At 58.7% G+C, this 18,858-nt stretch carries 16 protein-coding genes and 1 other RNA gene; 8 read left to right on the top strand and 9 right to left on the bottom strand.

Annotation, left to right across the window (positions count from 1 at the left end):
* Nucleotides 1–80 precede the first annotated feature (80 nt).
* From carA to grpE, 5 genes are all read right to left on the bottom strand, one after another.
* Nucleotides 81–1,217: a glutamine-hydrolyzing carbamoyl-phosphate synthase small subunit gene (carA, locus tag CPH89_RS05725; RefSeq protein ID WP_053258079.1), complete on the bottom strand. Its 1,137-nt coding sequence runs from the start codon at nucleotides 1,215–1,217 to the stop codon at nucleotides 81–83.
* A gap of 259 nt (nucleotides 1,218–1,476) precedes the next feature.
* Entirely contained in the window at nucleotides 1,477–2,283 is an 807-nt protein-coding gene (dapB, locus tag CPH89_RS05730; RefSeq protein ID WP_053258080.1) for a 4-hydroxy-tetrahydrodipicolinate reductase, read from the bottom strand.
* A 10-nt stretch (nucleotides 2,284–2,293) separates the two neighbouring features.
* Entirely contained in the window at nucleotides 2,294–3,418 is a 1,125-nt protein-coding gene (gene dnaJ / locus CPH89_RS05735) for a molecular chaperone DnaJ (protein WP_053258081.1), read from the bottom strand.
* A 317-nt stretch (nucleotides 3,419–3,735) separates the two neighbouring features.
* Nucleotides 3,736–5,652 (bottom strand): molecular chaperone DnaK, encoded by a 1,917-nt coding sequence (gene dnaK / locus CPH89_RS05740; RefSeq protein WP_053258082.1) that lies wholly within the window; start codon nucleotides 5,650–5,652, stop codon nucleotides 3,736–3,738.
* A gap of 102 nt (nucleotides 5,653–5,754) precedes the next feature.
* Nucleotides 5,755–6,315: a nucleotide exchange factor GrpE gene (gene grpE / locus CPH89_RS05745; RefSeq protein ID WP_053258083.1), complete on the bottom strand. Its 561-nt coding sequence runs from the start codon at nucleotides 6,313–6,315 to the stop codon at nucleotides 5,755–5,757.
* Nucleotides 6,316–6,568: 253 nt separating this feature from the next.
* On the opposite strand from grpE, the gene recN reads away from it, so the two are divergent.
* Nucleotides 6,569–8,242, top strand: coding sequence for a DNA repair protein RecN (gene recN, locus CPH89_RS05750; RefSeq protein WP_053258084.1), 1,674 nt, complete (start codon nucleotides 6,569–6,571; stop codon nucleotides 8,240–8,242).
* 98 nt (nucleotides 8,243–8,340) lie between these two features.
* Here recN and fur read toward each other — a convergent pair whose 3' ends face one another.
* On the bottom strand, nucleotides 8,341–8,745 hold the full coding sequence (gene fur / locus CPH89_RS05755) for a ferric iron uptake transcriptional regulator (protein WP_053258085.1): 405 nt from the start codon (nucleotides 8,743–8,745) through the stop codon (nucleotides 8,341–8,343).
* A 98-nt stretch (nucleotides 8,746–8,843) separates the two neighbouring features.
* On the opposite strand from fur, the gene CPH89_RS05760 reads away from it, so the two are divergent.
* Entirely contained in the window at nucleotides 8,844–9,371 is a 528-nt protein-coding gene (locus CPH89_RS05760; protein WP_053258086.1) for an outer membrane protein assembly factor BamE, read from the top strand.
* Between the two features lie 64 nt (nucleotides 9,372–9,435).
* On the opposite strand, the gene CPH89_RS05765 is transcribed toward CPH89_RS05760, so the two are convergent.
* On the bottom strand, nucleotides 9,436–9,738 hold the full coding sequence (locus tag CPH89_RS05765; protein ID WP_053258087.1) for an RnfH family protein: 303 nt from the start codon (nucleotides 9,736–9,738) through the stop codon (nucleotides 9,436–9,438).
* Entirely contained in the window at nucleotides 9,731–10,165 is a 435-nt protein-coding gene (locus CPH89_RS05770) for a type II toxin-antitoxin system RatA family toxin (RefSeq protein ID WP_053258088.1), read from the bottom strand. Before CPH89_RS05770 ends, CPH89_RS05765 begins: the two co-directional genes overlap by 8 nt.
* A 166-nt stretch (nucleotides 10,166–10,331) precedes the next feature.
* Here CPH89_RS05770 and smpB point away from each other — a divergent pair, with 166 nt between their 5' ends.
* Nucleotides 10,332–10,814 (top strand): SsrA-binding protein SmpB, encoded by a 483-nt coding sequence (smpB, locus tag CPH89_RS05775; protein ID WP_003176160.1) that lies wholly within the window; start codon nucleotides 10,332–10,334, stop codon nucleotides 10,812–10,814.
* Nucleotides 10,815–10,852: 38 nt separating this feature from the next.
* Here smpB and CPH89_RS05780 read toward each other — a convergent pair whose 3' ends face one another.
* Nucleotides 10,853–11,620: a GntR family transcriptional regulator gene (locus CPH89_RS05780; protein WP_053258089.1), complete on the bottom strand. Its 768-nt coding sequence runs from the start codon at nucleotides 11,618–11,620 to the stop codon at nucleotides 10,853–10,855.
* Nucleotides 11,621–11,882: 262 nt separating this feature from the next.
* Here CPH89_RS05780 and CPH89_RS05785 point away from each other — a divergent pair, with 262 nt between their 5' ends.
* The 5 genes from CPH89_RS05785 to CPH89_RS05805 all read left to right on the top strand — a co-directional run bounded on the left by CPH89_RS05785 (nucleotide 11,883) and on the right by CPH89_RS05805 (nucleotide 18,829).
* On the top strand, nucleotides 11,883–13,577 hold the full coding sequence (locus CPH89_RS05785) for a lactate permease LctP family transporter (RefSeq protein WP_053258090.1): 1,695 nt from the start codon (nucleotides 11,883–11,885) through the stop codon (nucleotides 13,575–13,577).
* Between the two features lie 70 nt (nucleotides 13,578–13,647).
* Nucleotides 13,648–16,458: an FAD-binding and (Fe-S)-binding domain-containing protein gene (locus CPH89_RS05790; RefSeq protein WP_053258091.1), complete on the top strand. Its 2,811-nt coding sequence runs from the start codon at nucleotides 13,648–13,650 to the stop codon at nucleotides 16,456–16,458.
* Nucleotides 16,459–16,594: 136 nt separating this feature from the next.
* Entirely contained in the window at nucleotides 16,595–16,873 is a 279-nt protein-coding gene (locus CPH89_RS05795) for a PA2433 domain-containing protein (protein WP_053258092.1), read from the top strand.
* A gap of 104 nt (nucleotides 16,874–16,977) precedes the next feature.
* Nucleotides 16,978–17,374: a transfer-messenger RNA gene (gene ssrA, locus CPH89_RS05800) on the top strand.
* Between the two features lie 429 nt (nucleotides 17,375–17,803).
* A complete protein-coding gene (locus CPH89_RS05805) occupies nucleotides 17,804–18,829 on the top strand; it encodes a hypothetical protein (RefSeq protein ID WP_053258093.1) in 1,026 nt (341 codons plus the stop codon).
* Nucleotides 18,830–18,858 lie beyond the last annotated feature (29 nt).

An 18,858-nucleotide genomic window follows, 5' to 3' on the forward strand; every position in this document is an offset into this window, starting at 1 on the left:
CAGTCGGCAAGCCGTCTTGAACAATCTTTGAAGAGCTTGCGGGGGCCACCGGCATTCGGGGCCGCCCGCAAGCCACTCAGTCAGCGTCGCTTGGCCATCTCATTGATGAAACGGTCGAACAGCGGCGCTACGTCGTTCGGGCCCGGGCTTGCTTCAGGGTGGCCCTGGAAGCTGAACGCGCTCTTGTCGGTGCGTTCGATGCCTTGCAGGGAGCCGTCGAACAGCGACTTGTGAATTGCACGGACATTGCCCGGCAAGGTCGCTTCATCCACCGCAAAGCCGTGGTTCTGGCTGGTGATCATTACAACGCCAGTGTCCAGGTCTTGCACAGGGTGGTTGGCGCCGTGGTGGCCATGACCCATTTTGAGGGTTTTGGCACCGGAGGCCAGGGCCAGCAGCTGGTGACCGAGGCAGATGCCGAACACCGGAATCTCGGTTTCCAGCACTTCCTTGATTGCCTTGATGGCGTAGTCGCATGGCTCAGGGTCGCCCGGGCCGTTGGACAGGAACACACCGTCCGGCTGCATGGCCAGCACGTCGCTAGCCGGGGTTTGCGCCGGCACCACAGTAACGCGGCAACCGCGCGCTACCAACATGCGCAGGATGTTGTACTTGACGCCGTAGTCGTAAGCCACAACGTGGTACGGCAGCTCGGAGGCTTCGATGGTCGCGTGGCTGTCGGTCTTCAGGTCCCAGACAGTGGAGCGCCACTCGTACTTCTCTTTCACGCTGACAACTTTCGCCAGGTCCATGCCTTTCAGGCCAGGGAAACCTTGCGCTGCGGCAATCGCCGCCTCTTCGGAAATATTGTCACCGACCATGATGCAGCCGTTCTGCGAGCCTTTTTCACGCAGGATGCGTGTCAGGCGGCGCGTATCGATACCGGCGATCGCCACAACGTTGTTGGCTTTCAGGTAATCGGACAGCGACATCGTATTACGCCAGTTGCTCGCAACCAGTGGCAGGTCACGAATCACCAGACCGGCCGACCAGACACGATCAGACTCGACGTCTTCCGGTGTAGTACCGGTGTTGCCGATGTGCGGATAAGTCAGGGTAACGATCTGTTGGGCGTAGGAAGGATCGGTAAGGATTTCCTGATAGCCGGTCATGGCAGTGTTAAACACCACCTCTCCAACGGTTTGACCGTCGGCTCCAATGGCTTCGCCGCGAAAAATGCTGCCATCAGCAAGGGCGAGTATGGCTGGCTTAGTCAAGAAGACCTCCCGTAAATAAAGCCTGAAAGGGCGATCGCAGGTTGTAAAAAAGCGGAGTGACGTATGGACACGTCACCCCGCTTCTTCACTGAATTATTCTGCGCGCTTTTAGTGGACACACTAAAGCTGTAGCTTACAGAAAAAGGCTTTTTTGGTCCACCGCTAATGAGCCTTAAAGGCAGGGGAATGCGACAGGACGTCGCTTAGCGGTTAAAAACGGGGCCTCAGGATAATCCTGAGGCCCCATTTTAGCTACTGATTAGTGCAGATCCAGCACATCGCGCATGTCATACAGACCAGGCTCGCGGCCTTCCAACCAGAGCGCAGCACGTACGGCGCCCTTGGCAAACGTCATGCGACTGGAGGCTTTGTGGGTGATTTCCAAGCGCTCGCCTTCGGTAGCAAACAGCACGGTGTGATCACCGACCACATCACCGCCGCGAACGGTGGCAAAGCCAATGGTGTCACGCGCACGCGCACCGGTATGGCCTTCACGCCCGTAAACAGCAACTTTCGATAGGTCACGCCCCAGCGCATCAGCGATTGCCTCGCCCATGCGCAGCGCGGTCCCCGACGGCGCATCGATCTTGTGGCGGTGATGCGTCTCGATGATCTCGATATCCGCCTCGTCACCCAGCACACGAGCGGCCATATCGAGCAGCTTGAGCGACAGGTTCACACCGACACTGAAGTTGGCAGCGAAGACAACCGGAATATCCTTGCCCGCCTCCACCAACAACTGCTTCTGCTCGGCACTCAGCCCGGTCGTGCCGATCACCATGGCCTTACCCGCCTTGCGGCAGAACGCCAGGTTTTTCAGCATGACCTCTGGCAGAGTGAAGTCGATGAGCACGTCGAATTCGTCAGCCACCGCCTCCAGATTACCAGCCAGCGAAACGCCAATGCGCCCCAGCGAGGCCAGCTCACCGGCATCCGCCCCCAACAACGTGCTGCCGGGACGAACAATCGCCGCGGTCAACCCGCAAGCCGGCGAGCGCTGCTGCACCGCCTCAACCAGCGTTTTGCCCATGCGCCCGGCAGCGCCCATTACGGCTATACGTCGCATATTCACTTCCTTACAGGTCGCCGAAGAAGCGCTTCACGCCATCGAAAAAGCCCGTGGTTTTCGGTGAATGGGAGTCATCACCTTCCAACGAGCTGCGGAACTCTTCAAGCAATTCACGCTGACGACGACCCAGATTAACCGGCGTCTCCACAGCCACACGGCACATCAGGTCACCCGCACCGCCACCGCGCACCGGCGCAACGCCTTTGCCACGGATACGGAACTGCTTGCCGGTCTGCGTCCCCTCGGGAATCTTCAGCTTGACGCGACCATCAAGCGTCGGGATCTCCAGCTCACCCCCCAATGCAGCGTCGACAAAGCTGATCGGCACTTCGCAGAACAGGTGCTTGCCATCACGCTGGAAGATCGAGTGCTCGCGCACATTGATCACCACATACAGGTCGCCTGTTGGGCCACCCTGCGTACCCGCCTCACCTTCGCCCGACAGACGAATGCGATCACCTGTGTCCACACCCGCCGGCACCTTCACCGAGAGGGTCTTGTACTCTTCGACACGGCCTTCGCCGTGGCAGGAATCGCACGGGTCAGAAATGATCTTGCCCTGGCCATGGCAACGCGGGCAGGTCTGCTGCACCGAGAAGAAGCCCTGCTGCATGCGCACCTGGCCGATACCGCCGCAGGTCGGGCAAGTGATAGGCGAGGAGCCTTTCTTGGCACCCGAACCGTCGCACGGCTTGCAATTGACCAGCGTCGGCACACGGATATTGACGGTGGTGCCGCGTACGGCCTCCTCCAGATTCAGCTCCAGGGTGTAACGCAAGTCGCTGCCACGCTGGGCACCGCCACGCTGGCCGCCACGGCCGCCACCAAAGAAGTCGCTGAACACATCACCGAAAATATCGGAGAAGTTCTGACCACCAAAACCGGCACCGCCGCCGCCCATGCTTGGGTCGACACCGGCATGGCCATACTGGTCGTAGGCCGCACGCTTGTTGGGATCAGACAGGCATTCGTAGGCCTCGTTGGCCTCTTTGAACATCTCTTCGGATTCTTTGCTATCCGGATTACGGTCCGGGTGGTGCTTCATCGCCAGGCGACGGTAAGCCTTTTTCAGGTCCGCCTCGCTGGAACCGCGCTCCACACCCAATACTTCGTAATAGTCACGCTTTGCCATAAGTCTTTGCACTCTTAAGGACGTTCGGCCAGACCCTCCTGAGCCTTGCCAAACTCGTTGAGCCCCAATACAGGCCCGGACCCAACTCACGTCAATTCAACGATCCTGGTCATTACTGCTTTCAGCCAGGGACCCGGCCAAAAACGCGGTGATTGTCGCCCGGAAAGCAGGAGCATTCCCAGTCACACCGCCAACATCCGAGCCTTGTCGCATGTTGTAAAAATTCGCATACCCCAGACACGCCAACGCGGGAGCAAGCTCCCGCGCGGCGACATCCTACCAGTCACCGCTTGATAGCGGTCAACCGGGCGACCAACTTACTTGTGGTCTTTGACTTCTTCGAACTCGGCATCGACAACGTCATCGTGCTTGGCTTCAGGCTCTGCATGTTGTGCAGCACCTTCTGCCGGCTGGCCTTGCTCGGCGTACATTTTCTGAGCGACTGGCGCGGAGACTTTCGACAGCTCCTCAACCTTGGCTTCGATGGCAGCCTTGTCGTCGCCTTTAACAGCGGCTTCCAGGGCAACCAACGCGGCTTCGATTGCAGTTTTCTCTTCGGCGGTCACTTTATCGCCAGCTTCAGCGATCATTTTGCGCGTCGAGTGAACCAGTGCGTCACCCTGGTTACGGGCGCCGGCCAGCTCTTCAAACTTCTTGTCAGCTTCAGCATTGGTTTCAGCATCACGAATCATCTGTTGAATTTCTTCATCAGACAGACCGGAGTTGGCCTTGATGGTGATCTTCTGCTCTTTGCCGGTGGCCTTGTCTTTAGCGCCTACGTGCAGAATGCCGTTGGCATCGATGTCGAAGGTCACTTCAATTTGTGGCACGCCACGTGGTGCTGGTGGAATCTCAGCCAGGTCGAACTTGCCCAAGGACTTGTTCTGAGCGGCTTGTTTACGCTCACCTTGCAGCACGTGAATGGTCACAGCGCCCTGGTTATCGTCGGCAGTCGAGAACACTTGCGATTTCTTGGTAGGAATCGTGGTGTTTTTCTCGATCAGCGCGGTCATCACGCCACCCATGGTTTCGATACCCAGGGTCAGCGGGCTGACGTCCAGCAGCAGCACGTCTTTCACGTCGCCGGCCAGTACCGCACCCTGGATAGCAGCACCCATGGCAACGGCTTCGTCCGGGTTCACGTCTTTACGTGCTTCTTTACCGAAGAACTCGGTGACCAGTTTCTGAACCAGCGGCATACGGGTCTGACCGCCGACCAGGATCACGTCGTTGATCGAGCCAACGTCGATGCCCGAGTCTTTCAGCGCGATGCGGCAAGGCTCGATGGTGCGTTGAACCAGGTCTTCAACCAGCGCTTCCAGCTTGGAACGCGAGATTTTCACGTTCAAGTGCTTAGGACCGGTAGCGTCTGCAGTGATGTACGGCAGGTTAACGTCGGTCGACTGAGCGGAAGACAGCTCGATCTTGGCTTTCTCGGCGGCTTCTTTCAGGCGCTGCATCGCCAGCGGGTCACCCTTGAGGTTCATGCCGCTTTCTTTCTTGAATTCGTCAACGAGGTAGTCGATCAGACGAATGTCAAAGTCTTCACCACCCAGGAAGGTGTCGCCGTTGGTGGCCAACACTTCAAACTGGTGCTCGCCGTCAACTTCAGCGATCTCGATCACGGAGACGTCAAACGTACCGCCACCCAGGTCGTAAACGATCACGGTGTGGTCGCCCTTGGCCTTGTCCATACCGTAAGCCAGCGCAGCTGCGGTCGGTTCGTTGATGATCCGTTTTACGTCCAGACCCGCGATGCGGCCGGCGTCTTTGGTCGCCTGACGCTGGCTGTCGTTGAAGTAGGCCGGAACGGTAATCACCGCTTCGGTCACTGTCTCACCGAGGTAGTCTTCGGCGGTTTTCTTCATCTTTTTCAAGATTTCAGCCGAGATTTGCGGCGGCGACATTTTCTGGCCGTTTACTTCAACCCAGGCGTCACCGTTGTCAGCCTTGGCGATTTTGTAAGGGACCATCTTGATGTCTTTCTGTACGACTTCTTCGTCGAACTTACGACCGATCAGACGCTTCACCGCATACAGGGTGTTGTGCGGGTTGGTCACAGCCTGACGCTTGGCCGACTGACCGACGAGGATTTCACCGTCGTTGGCGTAAGCAATGATCGACGGCGTGGTACGCGCGCCTTCGGCGTTTTCGATAACTTTAGCAACGCCGTTTTCCAGCACGGAGACACAGGAGTTGGTAGTCCCCAGGTCGATACCGATAATTTTGCCCATGATTTACTCTCCCGAAACATGAATTTGGTTGCCGCAGCAGTGGTGGCTAACTGCGGTAGCACTTAAACGCTTGACTTATAAATGGGGGCCTTGCGGCGGATTTCAAGCCTGCTCATCAATAGAAGGTGCAACAGGTGCAGGAGCCTTGCTCACCACCACCATTGCCGGGCGCAACAAGCGACCGTTGAGCTGGTAACCCTTCTGGAACACTTTCAATACGCTGTTCGGCTCAAGGTCATGGCTTTCCTGCATGGCCATGGCTTGGTGATGCTCTGCATTGAACGGCTCGCCGCCTTGCGGATCGATGGCCTCCAACTGATAACGCTTCAGGGTGTCCTGGAACATTTTCAGGGTAAGCTCGATCCCTTCGCGCATCGGGCGGATGTTTTCGTCGGCCGGGTTGGACAACTCAAGGCCACGCTCCAGGCTGTCGATAATCGGCAGCAGGTCATTGGCGAATTTTTCCAACGCGAATTTGTGAGCCTTTTCGACATCCTGCTCGGCGCGGCGGCGGACGTTCTGCAGATCGGCAGCAACACGCAAAGACTGATCCTGCGCAGCGGCCAATTGCTCTTCGAGCACTTGCACACGAGTTGCCAGTTCATCCCCGGCAGCCGAATTGGCGTCTGGAGTTTGCGTATCCTGCGTCTGTTCGTCAGCCATAGATTTCTCCTTTCAAAATCCTGCGCGAACTGAACTCGCGCTTCTGTTCCGGTATATGGGGCCACAATTTCCAGGTTCAAGGGCTCAGGCGTTTCCAAAAGTCTTTCGTTGAGCCAGATCAATTCCTGAGCCGTCATTCCCAATCGCACTAATAAATTAACTCGACCAAGCAAATCGAGCTAAGTGACAGGATTGTCAGCCCCAAACAAAACACTGTATAAATAACCAGACCTAAAGCCTGGGAGCGGCCGTCATGCTCGTGCACCTGTCCGTACATAACTACGCCATCGTTGAACATCTGGATCTCGAACTGGATCGCGGGATGAGCGTAATCACAGGCGAAACCGGCGCCGGCAAATCGATCATGCTCGACGCCCTGGGCCTGACCCTTGGCGACCGTGCCGATAGCGGCGTGGTGCGCCCAGGCGCCGACAAGGCCGATATCCTGGCCACCTTTGACCTGGCAGACATTCCCGAAGCCGAAGCCTGGCTGGCCGAGCGCGACCTTAATAATGAAGGCCCCTGCATCCTGCGCCGAGTCATCACGGCAGAAGGACGCTCACGCGGCTACATCAATGGCACGCCCTGCCCCCTTGGCGACTTGAAAGCCCTGGGCGAGCTGCTGATCGATATCCATAGCCAGCATGAACACCAATCCCTGCTGAAAACCGACACCCATCGCCGCCTGCTCGACGAATACGCAGGCGCCACCGATCTGGCCCGACAAGTACAACTTGCCGCGCAGCGCTGGAGACAGACGCGCCAGGAGCTGGAGCGACTCTCCAACTCCGGCGACGAGCAACGCGCTCGCCACCAGTTGCTCAGCTATCAGCTCGAAGAGCTCGAAAGCCTGGGCCTGGGCGAAACCGAGCTGGAACAGCTGGAACAGGAACACAAGAACCTGACTAACGCCGAAACCCTGCTGGGTATCTGCCGGCAAGTGGTGGAGCAATGCAGCGAAAGCGATTCCGGCAACGTGCTCAATGCACTGACCGCCAGCCTCAATCGCCTGTCCAGCGTGAACAATGCGTCCGGCTCGCTGAACGAGGCCACCACGTTACTGACCAGCGCACAGATCCAGGTTGAAGAAGCCGTGGGAGAGCTCAATCGCTTTCTCGACCACTTCGATGCCGACCCAGCCCGCTTGCAGGAAATAGAGGAGCGCCTGGATACCATCTACACCCTGGCACGCAAACATCGCATTCAGCCGACCGAAGTGGCGACGATGCAGCAAAAGTTGCTGGATGAAATTGAAACCCTTAACGCCAACGACGAATCCATTGAGCGACTGGGCGACGAACTTGCCTCTTTCGCCCGACATTACCAAGAGAAAGCCCGCGAGCTGAGCGACCTGCGCCAGCAAGCAGCCACAAGCCTGGCCAGCGCCGTGGAGCAGGAAATTCAGCGCCTTGGCATGCCTGGCGGGCGCTTTACCATCGAACTGCACACCAACACCAGCAATGAGCTGCAACCTCACGGCCTGGAACAGGTGGAACTGCTGGTGAGTGCCAACCCCGGGCAGCCGCTCAAGGCACTGGCGAAAGTGGCGTCCGGTGGCGAACTGTCACGGATCAGCCTGGCCATCCAGGTGATTACCGCCCAGACATCACGAGTCCCCACATTGGTATTCGATGAAGTGGACGTTGGTATTGGCGGGCCGACCGCGGAGATTGTTGGCCAGTTGTTGCGCCGACTAGGGGATCGCGGCCAGGTACTCACGGTGACGCACTTGCCGCAAGTGGCTGCGCAAGGGCATCAGCATTTGTTTGTGCATAAAGTAAGAGGCAGCGATGCGACGCACACGGCGGTGTCCAAGCTGAACAAGTCGGAACGCGTAGAAGAAGTGGCGCGAATGCTGGGCGGTATCGACCTGACCAAGGAGTCCCTGGCCCACGCGAAAAAAATGGTCGTGGCTAGCAAGGCCTGAGCCGGGCTTTTTTCACAGTTTTTTCTCTCTTATAGAAAGCACGAAGGCGACCCCAGGGTCGCCTTCTATCGTTTCGCAGAACAAATCTGCGTCGATTTTTACTTTTTCTTACGGATGTACAGCACCAGATTATGGTCCACCAAATCGAACCCATGCTGCTCAGCGATGGTGTGCTGGAGCTTCTCGATTTCCGGACTGGTGAACTCGATAACCTCATTGGTATCCAGGTCAACCATGTGGTCGTGATGACCGCCGTCAGCCAATTCGAACACCGCATGACCGCCGTCGAAATTATGACGAACCACCAGCCCTGCGGCTTCAAACTGGGTCAGCACACGGTAAACCGTGGCCAGGCCAACGTCCTCGTTAGACTCCATCAGCGCCTTGTAAACATCTTCGGCACTCATGTGGCGCTGCTCAGCAGAATCGAGCATTTGTAGAATCTTGACTCGTGGCAGAGTCACTTTAAGACCGGCTTTGCGTAGTTCGCTATTTTCAACCATGGTTAGCTTTCTCGCGGATGCTGCTTCGCAGCTTCTCTTAATACGGGTATGATCGGCGTTTACGTTGTCCCAGCCAAGATAGTGGAAGTCGCCCACCGATGCAAAACACCAAGCTCTTGCTAACCAGTTTCACCCTTGTGGGACTGCTCGCACTCGCCGGTTGTTCATTCCCCGGGGTTTACAAAATCGACATCCAGCAGGGCAATGTCGTCACGCAGGACATGATAGACCAGTTACGTCCGGGAATGACCCGACGGCAAGTACGGTTTATCATGGGCAACCCCCTGCTGACCGACACTTTTCATGCCGATCGCTGGGATTATCTCTACAGCATCCAGCCAGGTGGCGGTGAGCGCCAGCAGGAACGCGTCAGTGTCATTTTCAATGGCAATGACCAGCTTGTCAGCCTGTCCGGTGACTTCATGCCCGGCGTAAGCCGTGATGAAGCCTTGCTGGGCAAGGACAACGGCACCAATGTGACTGCGCCCGCGCAGGAAGCAGAGAAGCCGAAATCCGAGGTGCCGGCCAAGCCAGGTTCCTTGCTGGATCAGATCCAGAAGGACGTGGACGGCGTGCAAACCGTTCCGGTCCCGACGCCACAGCCTCTGGACACCGCCCCGCAATAATTTTGCGGCGCACAACAAAAAGCCCGGCATGCCGGGCTTTTTTGTTGCCTGCCGATTGGCAGCGTTACGAACTTTGTTGCCTGGCCATCGCGGCCTTCGCCGCGCGCAGCCTGCGCACTTCCTTGGGGTCTGCCAGCAACGGCCGGTAAATCTCAATGCGATCACCTGGCTGCACAGCTTGCGCATCCGCGTCCGCAACCACCTTGCCAAAAATCCCCAAAGGACAATCAGCCACCACCAACCCCGGAAATTGCGCTGCAATTCCCGATGCCTGCACCGCCGCCCTCAGGCTGGTGCCCGCAGGCACCGTCACCGCCAACAAGACCTGGCGATCCTCGGCGGCATACACCACTTCAATCTCAACCATGCAGTTCCTTGGCCCGCTGGCAGAATGCATCCACCAGCGTGTTGGCCGCCTGGTTGAACAATGGCCCCAATGTGGCGCGCACAATTGGGCCCGCATAATCAAATGACAGGTCGAGGCTGATCTTGCAGGCCTTATCGGTCAGCGCCTTGAACACCCACACCCCGTGCAACTGGGTGAATGGCCCTTCCTGCAGATTCATTTCAATGGATTTCCCAGGCACCAACACATTGCGCGTAACAAAATGCTGACTAAGACCGCCCTTGGCCACCCCAACACTGGCAACCATGTGCTCATCACTGTTTTCCAGCACCTCGGCGGTGGAGCACCAAGGCAGGAATTCCGGGTAACGCGCAACGTCGTTGACCAGGTCATAGAGCGCCTGCGCCGGATAAGGCAGTAAGGCCGAACGTTGAATGTGCGTCGTCATGTGAGCGTTATTTCCACTGCTGAAGCAAACATCGCGAAAAAACAGCCCGATCCGCGAGAGAAAAAAACCTAAGAACTGCCCGTATTGTCCGGGATTCGTCCAACACGCTCAAGCACGCAGGTTGACCGTAGCCGACACGCTCGCAACTCCCTATAATGCCGCCCCTATGGCTAAACAAAAGAAACACCCTACAGGGACCATCGCGCAAAATAAAAAGGCGCGACACGATTACTTCATCGAACATCGGTTCGAGGCTGGTCTGGTCCTGGCCGGCTGGGAAGTAAAGAGTCTGCGTGCCAGCAAGCTGCAACTGGTCGACAGCTACGTATTGCTCAAGGATGGCGAGGCATGGCTGCTGGGCAGCCATATCACCCCGCTGACGACCGCGAGCACCCACGTAATCGCCGACCCGGTGCGCACGCGCAAGCTATTGCTCAACGCCCGCGAACTGGAAAAACTCGCTGCCGCCGTACAGCAGAAAGGCTATGCCTGCATCTGCCTGTCCTGGTACTGGAGCAAGCACCTGGTCAAGTGCGAGATCGCGCTCGGCAAGGGCAAGAAGGAATACGACAAGCGCGACACTGAGCGCGAACGCGACTCCAACCGTGAGTTGCACCGCGCCGTGCGCAACAAGGGCAAGGAAGAGTAATCCTTGTGACACTGTAGCCTTGGGTGATTCACCCCGGGCTACATGCCTTTACGTCGCTCCGCCCGAGCCACCCGCTGAACTTCCTGACGCACCTCTTCCAACACTTCCTGCACGTACAACAGGTGACGTGTTGAGACTTCCCGCGCCTGCTCGGCACGCCCCTCGATAATTGCCAGGTACAAATCCCGATGCTGACTGATCAGCATGTCACGGGTCTCCGTACGCTGCTGGTACATGCCGCCGATGTTGGTCACCACGTTACGCTTGAGCAGATCAAACAGCCCGCGAATGGTGTGCAGCAGCACCGCGTTATGACTGGCCTCAGCGATGGCCAAGTGAAACCGCGCATCCGCCGCGCCCTCCTCCACTCGGCTGACCTCATCAACACGCGTATAGCAATCCTGTAACGCTTCAAAAGCCGACGTCAGCCGCTCGCGATCGACTTCGGTAGCCCGCAACGCCGCGTAATAAGCACAGGACGCTTCGAGGGTTTGCCGAAACTCGAGCAGATCACGCTGAGCCTCCGGGTTATTTTCCAGCAGGTGCAGCAGCGGATCACTGAAAGTGGACCCCAGAGAGTCCGCTACATAATTACCGCCGCCCTGACGACTGACCAACAACCCCTTGGCCGCCAGCTTCTGAATCGCCTCACGCAACGACGGGCGCGACACGCCAAACTGCTCAGCCAAAGCGCGCTCGGCCGGCAAGCGCTCGCCCGACTTCAGCGTGCCCTCGAGGATCATGCCCTCAAGCTGCTCGACAATATCGTCAGACAAACGGCGCTGACGCACCTGATCAAACCCCATAACTCATTCTCCACAATCCCGACCACTCGCCGGGGCCTCTATTCTGGCCTATCGCCGCGCTTGCGGCACCTATCAGAACGCCTTCGATAAACCCGAGCAGACCACCCCGGCCACGTCGCTACGACCAAAGTTTCGTCAGCGGCAAATTGACACAGCCACGCCAACACTTTTACTCTAGCCAACAGCGGCTGTAAATTGGTCTTACCAATTATCCAAGCTGACTAAACAGTGCCTGACCAACAACAATTAGGGGCCACCCCATATGCAAACCTGGCAACAGCTCTACAGCCCGCTCGGCAGCCTCGGCCTGTCCGCACTGGCCGCCGTTATTCCGATCGTATTCTTCTTCCTCGCCCTGGCCGTGTTTCGCCTCAAAGGCCACGTCGCCGGGAGCATTACCCTGGCATTGTCGATCCTGGTGGCAATCTTCGCCTTCAAGATGCCGGTCGACATGGCGCTGGCTGCCGCCGGTTATGGTTTTGCCTACGGCCTGTGGCCGATCGCATGGATCATCGTCGCCGCGGTTTTCCTCTACAAACTGACCGTGAAAAGCGGCCAGTTTGAAATCATCCGCAGCTCGGTCCTGTCGATCACCGACGACCAGCGCCTTCAGGTGCTGCTGATCGGTTTCTGCTTTGGCGCCTTCCTTGAAGGTGCGGCCGGTTTCGGCGCCCCCGTGGCGATTACTGCCGCACTGCTGGTCGGCCTGGGCTTCAACCCGCTGTATGCCGCCGGCTTGTGCCTGATCGCCAACACCGCGCCGGTAGCCTTTGGCGCCTTGGGCATTCCAATCATCGTCGCAGGGCAAGTGACCGGTATTGACTCCTTCAAAATCGGCGCCATGGCCGGCCGCCAACTGCCGCTGCTGTCGCTGTTTGTACCGTTCTGGCTGGTGTTCATGATGGACGGCCTGCGCGGCGTTCGCGAAACCTGGCCGGCGGCTTTGGTGGCAGGCTTGAGCTTTGCCGTCACCCAATATTTCACGTCCAATTTCATCGGCCCGGAACTGCCGGACATCACCTCGGCACTCGTCAGCCTGGTAGCCCTGACCCTGTTTTTGAAAGTCTGGCAACCCAAGCGCGCCGCCGGCGCACAGATTGCTGGCGCCACCGGCAGCGCTACGGCCACCGCCAGCGTCGGCGGTTTCGGCCAGCCGCGTCAAACCATCGCTTCGCCCTACAGCCTGGGGCAAATATTCAAGGCGTGGTCGCCGTTCCTGATTCTGACCGTACTGGTCACCCTCTGGACCCTCAAGCCCTTCAAAGCGATGTTCGCTGCGGGCGGCTCGATGTACAGCTGGGTCTTCAACTTCGCGATCCCGCACCTGGATCAATTGGTCATCAAGGTCGCCCCGATTGTCGCCAACCCGACGGCGATTCCGGCGGTATTCAAGCTGGACCCGATCTCTGCAACGGGCACCGCGATTTTCTTCTCTGCGCTGATCTCGATGCTGGTGCTCAAGATCGACGTAAAAACTGGTCTGACCACTTTAAAGGAAACCTTCTACGAATTGCGCTGGCCCATCCTGTCCATCGGCATGGTGCTGGCTTTCGCCTTCGTCACTAACTACTCGGGCATGTCCTCGACCATGGCACTTGTGCTGGCCGGCACGGGTGCAGCCTTCCCATTCTTCTCGCCATTCCTCGGCTGGCTGGGGGTTTTCCTGACAGGCTCCGACACGTCGTCCAACGCCCTGTTCAGCTCGCTGCAAGCCACCACCGCCCACCAGATTGGCGTTAATGACGTGCTGCTGGTCGCCGCCAATACCAGCGGCGGCGTGACCGGCAAAATGATCTCGCCACAATCGATCGCCGTGGCGTGCGCCGCGACCGGCCTGGTAGGCAAGGAATCCGACCTGTTCCGCTTTACCCTCAAGCACAGCCTGTTTTTCGCCACCATCGTCGGGCTGATCACCCTGGCGCAGGCCTACTGGTTCACCGGTATGCTGGTGCACTGAGACCTGCACGCAATAGGGTAAGAATCGACGCCGGAACACGGTTCCGGCGTCTGCTATTTCTGGAGGACCGATGAGCCTGCCTGCTGCTTTTCTGAGCGACGCCGCACAACTGATCCCAAAAGATCGTCGCTTCGACGATCCACTTTCCACGCTCGCCTTCGGCACCGACGCCAGTTTTTACCGACTGATCCCACAGCTGGTGATTCGCGTGGAATCGGAGGAGGAAGTGGTGGCGCTGCTGCAACTCGCCCAGCGTGACCGTGTCCCCGTGACCTTCCGTGCTGCGGGCACCAGCTTGTCCGGCCAAGCCATCAGCGATTCGGTGCTGATCGTACTGGGTGACAATTGGAACGGCCGCGAGATTCGCGCGCAAGGCACGCAGATCCGCCTGCAACCCGGCGTGATCGGCGCGCAAGCCAATGCCTGGCTGGCACCGTTCGGGCGCAAGATCGGGCCGGACCCGGCGTCGATCAATGCCTGCAAAATTGGCGGCATTGTCGCCAACAATGCCAGCGGCATGTGCTGCGGCACCGCGCAAAACACCTATCACACCCTGGCAGGTATCCGCTTGGTACTGGCGGACGGCAGCCGTCTGGATACCGAAGATGCAGCCAGCGTCGCTGCATTTCGCGAACAGCACGGCGCACTGCTGGAGCGCCTGGCGAAACTGGGTCGCGAGACGCGGGCAAACGCTGAACTGGCTGCAAAAATCCGCCACAAATACCGTCTGAAAAACACCACCGGCCTGTCACTCAATGCACTGGTGGATTTCGATGAGCCATTGGATATCCTCAGCCATCTGCTGGTGGGTTCCGAAGGCACCCTGGGCTTTATCAGCGCAGTGACTTACGACACCGTCATTGATCACCCGAACAAAGCATCGGCGCTGATTGTGTTCCCGGACGTCGAGACCTGCTGCAACGCGGTGACGGTGCTCAAGACGCAACCGGTGTCGGCCGTCGAGTTGCTGGACCGGCGCAGCATGCGCTCGGTACAGGACAAACCGGGCATGCCGGCTTTCGTACAGCAGCTATCGGAAAATGCCTGCGCACTGCTGATTGAATCCCGCGCCGCTTCGCCGGCGTTGCTGCAGGAGCAACTGGGACTGATCATGGCGTCCCTGGCCGCATTCCCTGTGGAAAAGCAGGTCGACTTCACCGAAGACCCCGTAGAAAACGCCCGCCTGTGGGCTATCCGCAAAGACACCTTCCCGGCCGTTGGCGCGGTGCGTAAAACCGGCACCACGGTGATCATCGAAGACGTGACCTTCCCGGTCGAGCAACTGGCCATCGGCGTGAACCGCTTGATCGCGCTGTTCGACAAACATCACTACGATGAAGCCATCCTTTTCGGACATGCCCTGGAAGGCAATCTGCACTTTGTGTTCACCCAAGGCTTCAATAGCAGCGAAGAAGTCGCACGCTATCAAGCGTTCATGGACGACGTCGCACAACTGGTAGCCGTGGAGTTTGGCGGCTCGCTGAAAGCCGAACACGGCACCGGCCGCAACATGGCGCCGTTCGTTGAGCTGGAGTGGGGCAGCGATGCGTATCAGTTGATGTGGCAGCTCAAACGCCTGCTCGACCCCAACGGCATTCTCAACCCCGACGTGGTGCTCAGCGAAGACCCGCAAATCCACCTCAAGCACCTCAAACCCCTGCCCGCCGCCGACGAGCTTGTGGATAAGTGCATCGAATGTGGCTTCTGCGAGCCGGTGTGCCCATCGAAAGGCCTGACGTTGAGCCCACGCCAGCGCATTGTGATCTGGCGCGACATCCAGGCGAAGAAACGTGCGGGCGTCGATACCACCGAACTGGAAGCGGCCTATCACTACCAAGGCATCGATACCTGCGCCGCCACCGGGTTATGCGCCCAACGCTGCCCCGTAGGCATCAATACCGGCGACCTGGTGAAAAAGCTTCGCGCACGCGATGCTGGCCATACGAAAACAGCCGATTGGCTCGCCAGCCATTTCGCCACGGCGATGCAAGGTGCGCGCTTCACCCTGCACGTCGCCAACGGTGCACGGATGCTCTTGGGCGCGCCGCGCCTGGCCAAGCTGTCAGCCACACTGACTCAGCTGTCCAAAGGGCAAATCCCGCAGTGGAGCAACGCCATGCCGCAGCCGGAAAAAGCCATTCGCTTCAGCCCGGCGGTGACGGACACGCGCCCGCGTGTGGTCTACCTGGCGGCCTGTGTCTCACGCGCCATGGGCCCGGCAGCAGGTGATAAAGAGCAGATGTCGCTGTACGACAAAACCCGTGGCCTGCTGGAAAAAGCCGGCTACCAAGTGGTCTTCCCCGACAACCAGGACAACCTGTGCTGCGGCCAGCCCTTCGCCTCCAAAGGCTACGCCGAACAGGCCGAGCACAAGCGTCAGGAACTGATCGGTGCCCTGCTCCACGCCAGTCGTGGCGGCCTCGACCCGATCTACTGCGACACCAGCCCCTGCACCCTGCGACTGGTACAAGACCTCGGCGAAACGCGCCTGGACCTCTACGACCCGGTGCGCTTTATCCGCACTCACTTGATGGACCGCCTCGACTTCACGCCTCAGGACGCCCCCATTGCGGTACACGTCACCTGTAGCACTCAACACCTGGGCGAGAGCCAGGCATTGATTGAACTCGCGCGGCGCTGCGCCAAAACCGTGGTGATCCCGGAAGGCATCCACTGCTGCGGATTTGCCGGCGACAAAGGCTTCACCACGCCGGAACTCAATGCCCACTCACTGCGATCGCTCAAGGACGCGGTGCAATATTGCAGCGAAGGCATCTCCACCAGCCGTACCTGCGAAATAGGCTTGAGCCAGCATGGCGGCATCGATTACCACGGCTTGGTGTATCTCGTGGACCGGGTCACCCAGGCCCGCGCACATTAAACCTGCAAAAAAACAGAACCCCTGCGCGCCGGCGTAGTCATCTGCATAGGCCTCGGCGAACGAGGCTCATCAGTGATGCTGCCGGCAGGCCTCGAACGCCAGCAGCGTCGAGCCCTTTTTCGCAAGGAGATACCCTATGAAGCGTTCCGCTCTTGCTGGTTTGTTCGTTACCGCTGCGATGATGGCCTCCCCTGTTTTCGCTGCAGGTGAGACTGACCTGTGCAGAATCAATCTGGACAAAATCAACAACGGCAAAGCATTGCTTGCCACCGACACCAGCGGCAAAAGCGGCGAAATCGACACCGCCGTCTCCCAAGCCAAGGCAGCCCACGCAGCCGGTGATGACAAGAAGTGCATCGAGATCACGTCCAAAGCACTGCAGGATCTGCAGAACAGCGAAAAAGGCGGTCAATAAGCGCCTCACTCGGTCGCAGCCAACCTTCGGGTTGGCCTTCCGTGACGGTTTGGCGTACACTGCACAGGCTTGTCACTCACTATGAAACAACGAGTTACAAGCACGGGGCCGTTTAGGATTCGACGCCGGTCGCGAAACTTTAGGTGCATGCCGAGTTGGTAACAGAACTCGTAAATCCACTGTTGCAACTTCTTATAGTTGCCAATGACGAAAACTACGGCCAGGAATTCGCTCTCGCTGCGTAAGCAGCCTTAGCCCTGAGCTTCTGGTACCTTCGGGTCCAGCAATCACCAGGGGATGTCTGTAAACCCAAAGTGATTGTCATATAGAACAGAATCGCCGTGCAGTACGTTGTGGACGAAGCGGCTAAAACTTACACAACTCGCCCAAAGCACCCTGCCCTTCGGGTCGCTGAGGGTTAACTTAATAGAAACGGCTACGCATGTAGTACCGACAGCGGAGTACTGGCGGACGGGGGTTCAAATCCCCCCGGCTCCACCAATTCGAAGCATCAACAAAACCCGCCTAGTGCGGGTTTTGTTGTTTCTGGAGGATGGAAACCCCAGCCAACGGGCCTTCGGATTGTTCCTTCAAGATGTCGCGCCATTGGTGCACTGTTCCCACTCCACCGACATGACTAACCTCCTCTCATCGCTGCAAAATCAGCGACCGGGTTTAGCCGCTCGGCTCATATCAAGGCCTGCAACGCCACCATCCGCTCAGCATCTGCTGGACTACGTTATGGCGGCTGTGCGTGAGGCCCTTTCGGGTGCGCGGGGTTCGTTGATTCCTGGTCTGCTAACCCGCGTACAGGTGCTACCGTGTTTCGATTAGCCGGGCGAGACACCTCACAGGCCTCGCCCGCTGGAATCCCCTCACACTTCCCATTACCCTGACCGCCTTTATCAGACAACCGGAAGTCCGATACCCGTGTTCAAGCCCTTCGCTGTCATCGCCCTCGCCTGCGCGCCCTTGCTCACCCACGCTGCCGACCTGGCAGGTGTGTGGAAAGGCACGTTGGGTAAATCCGCCATTACCGCGTGTTTTAATGGTGCCCATGGCGCCAACGGCAGTTACTACTACCAGCGCATCCTCACTCCCATCCAACTGACCCAGGCCAACGCCAGTGAACCGTGGGCCGAAGAAGGCAACACGGGTTTCTGGCAGCTGGATGAGCCGCAAGGTGACACGCTGACGGGAACCTGGAGCAAAGCCCCGGGAGGCAAAGGCCTGGCGGTGCTGCTCAAGCGGGCGGATACCGAAAGCTGCGCCAGCGACACCTATAACACGCCACTCGAGGCAGTGCCGCCGAAGGTGACGGTCGAGAAGAAGGCTTTCCGCGAGCACGCCTACCAAGTGCACACCCAAGGTGGGCAGGTCACCTTCAAGCTGGAAGGCGAAGGGCCGGCTATCGAGAAGATCAACCGTGACCTCGCGCGGCTGGCGGTCAGCCCGGACGGCCAGGCCGACTTCTATCGTGAGCGGCGCAATGCACTGGACCAGAGCGGCGGCACGACCACCAGTGAGATCACGGTGGAGCCGTTTTACTGGTCCTCGCAGTGGATCACGGTGCGGTTCTATCGCTGGACGGCAGGTTATGGGCGCGGCGGCATCAGTTGGGGCCTGCACAGTTGGAACCTGCAAACCGGCGACAGCGTAGACCCGTGGACCTGGCTCGGCGGGCAGCAGGAATGGTACGACGCCTACTCCGGCCAAGTGAAGTTGCCCACCCCATTCAGCGACTGGCTCGCCAAGCAAACCACCACCGACGAAGGCTGCCCGGCGGTGACCAGCTACTCCACCTTCGACCTGAGCTTCAACACCCAAGGCCTGCAACTCTCCACGCCCGCCACGGGCGACGGCTGCGACAACGAGTTGAGCTTCACGTGGGCGCAATTGGAACCGGTGCTGACCGCGCAAGGCAAAGCGGCGCTGCCTAGCTTGAAACAGCCATGAATATCGGGCCCTGCGAGCCTTACAAAAAC

This window comes from Pseudomonas fluorescens (genome assembly GCF_900215245.1).
GTDB lineage: Bacteria > Pseudomonadota > Gammaproteobacteria > Pseudomonadales > Pseudomonadaceae > Aquipseudomonas > Aquipseudomonas fluorescens.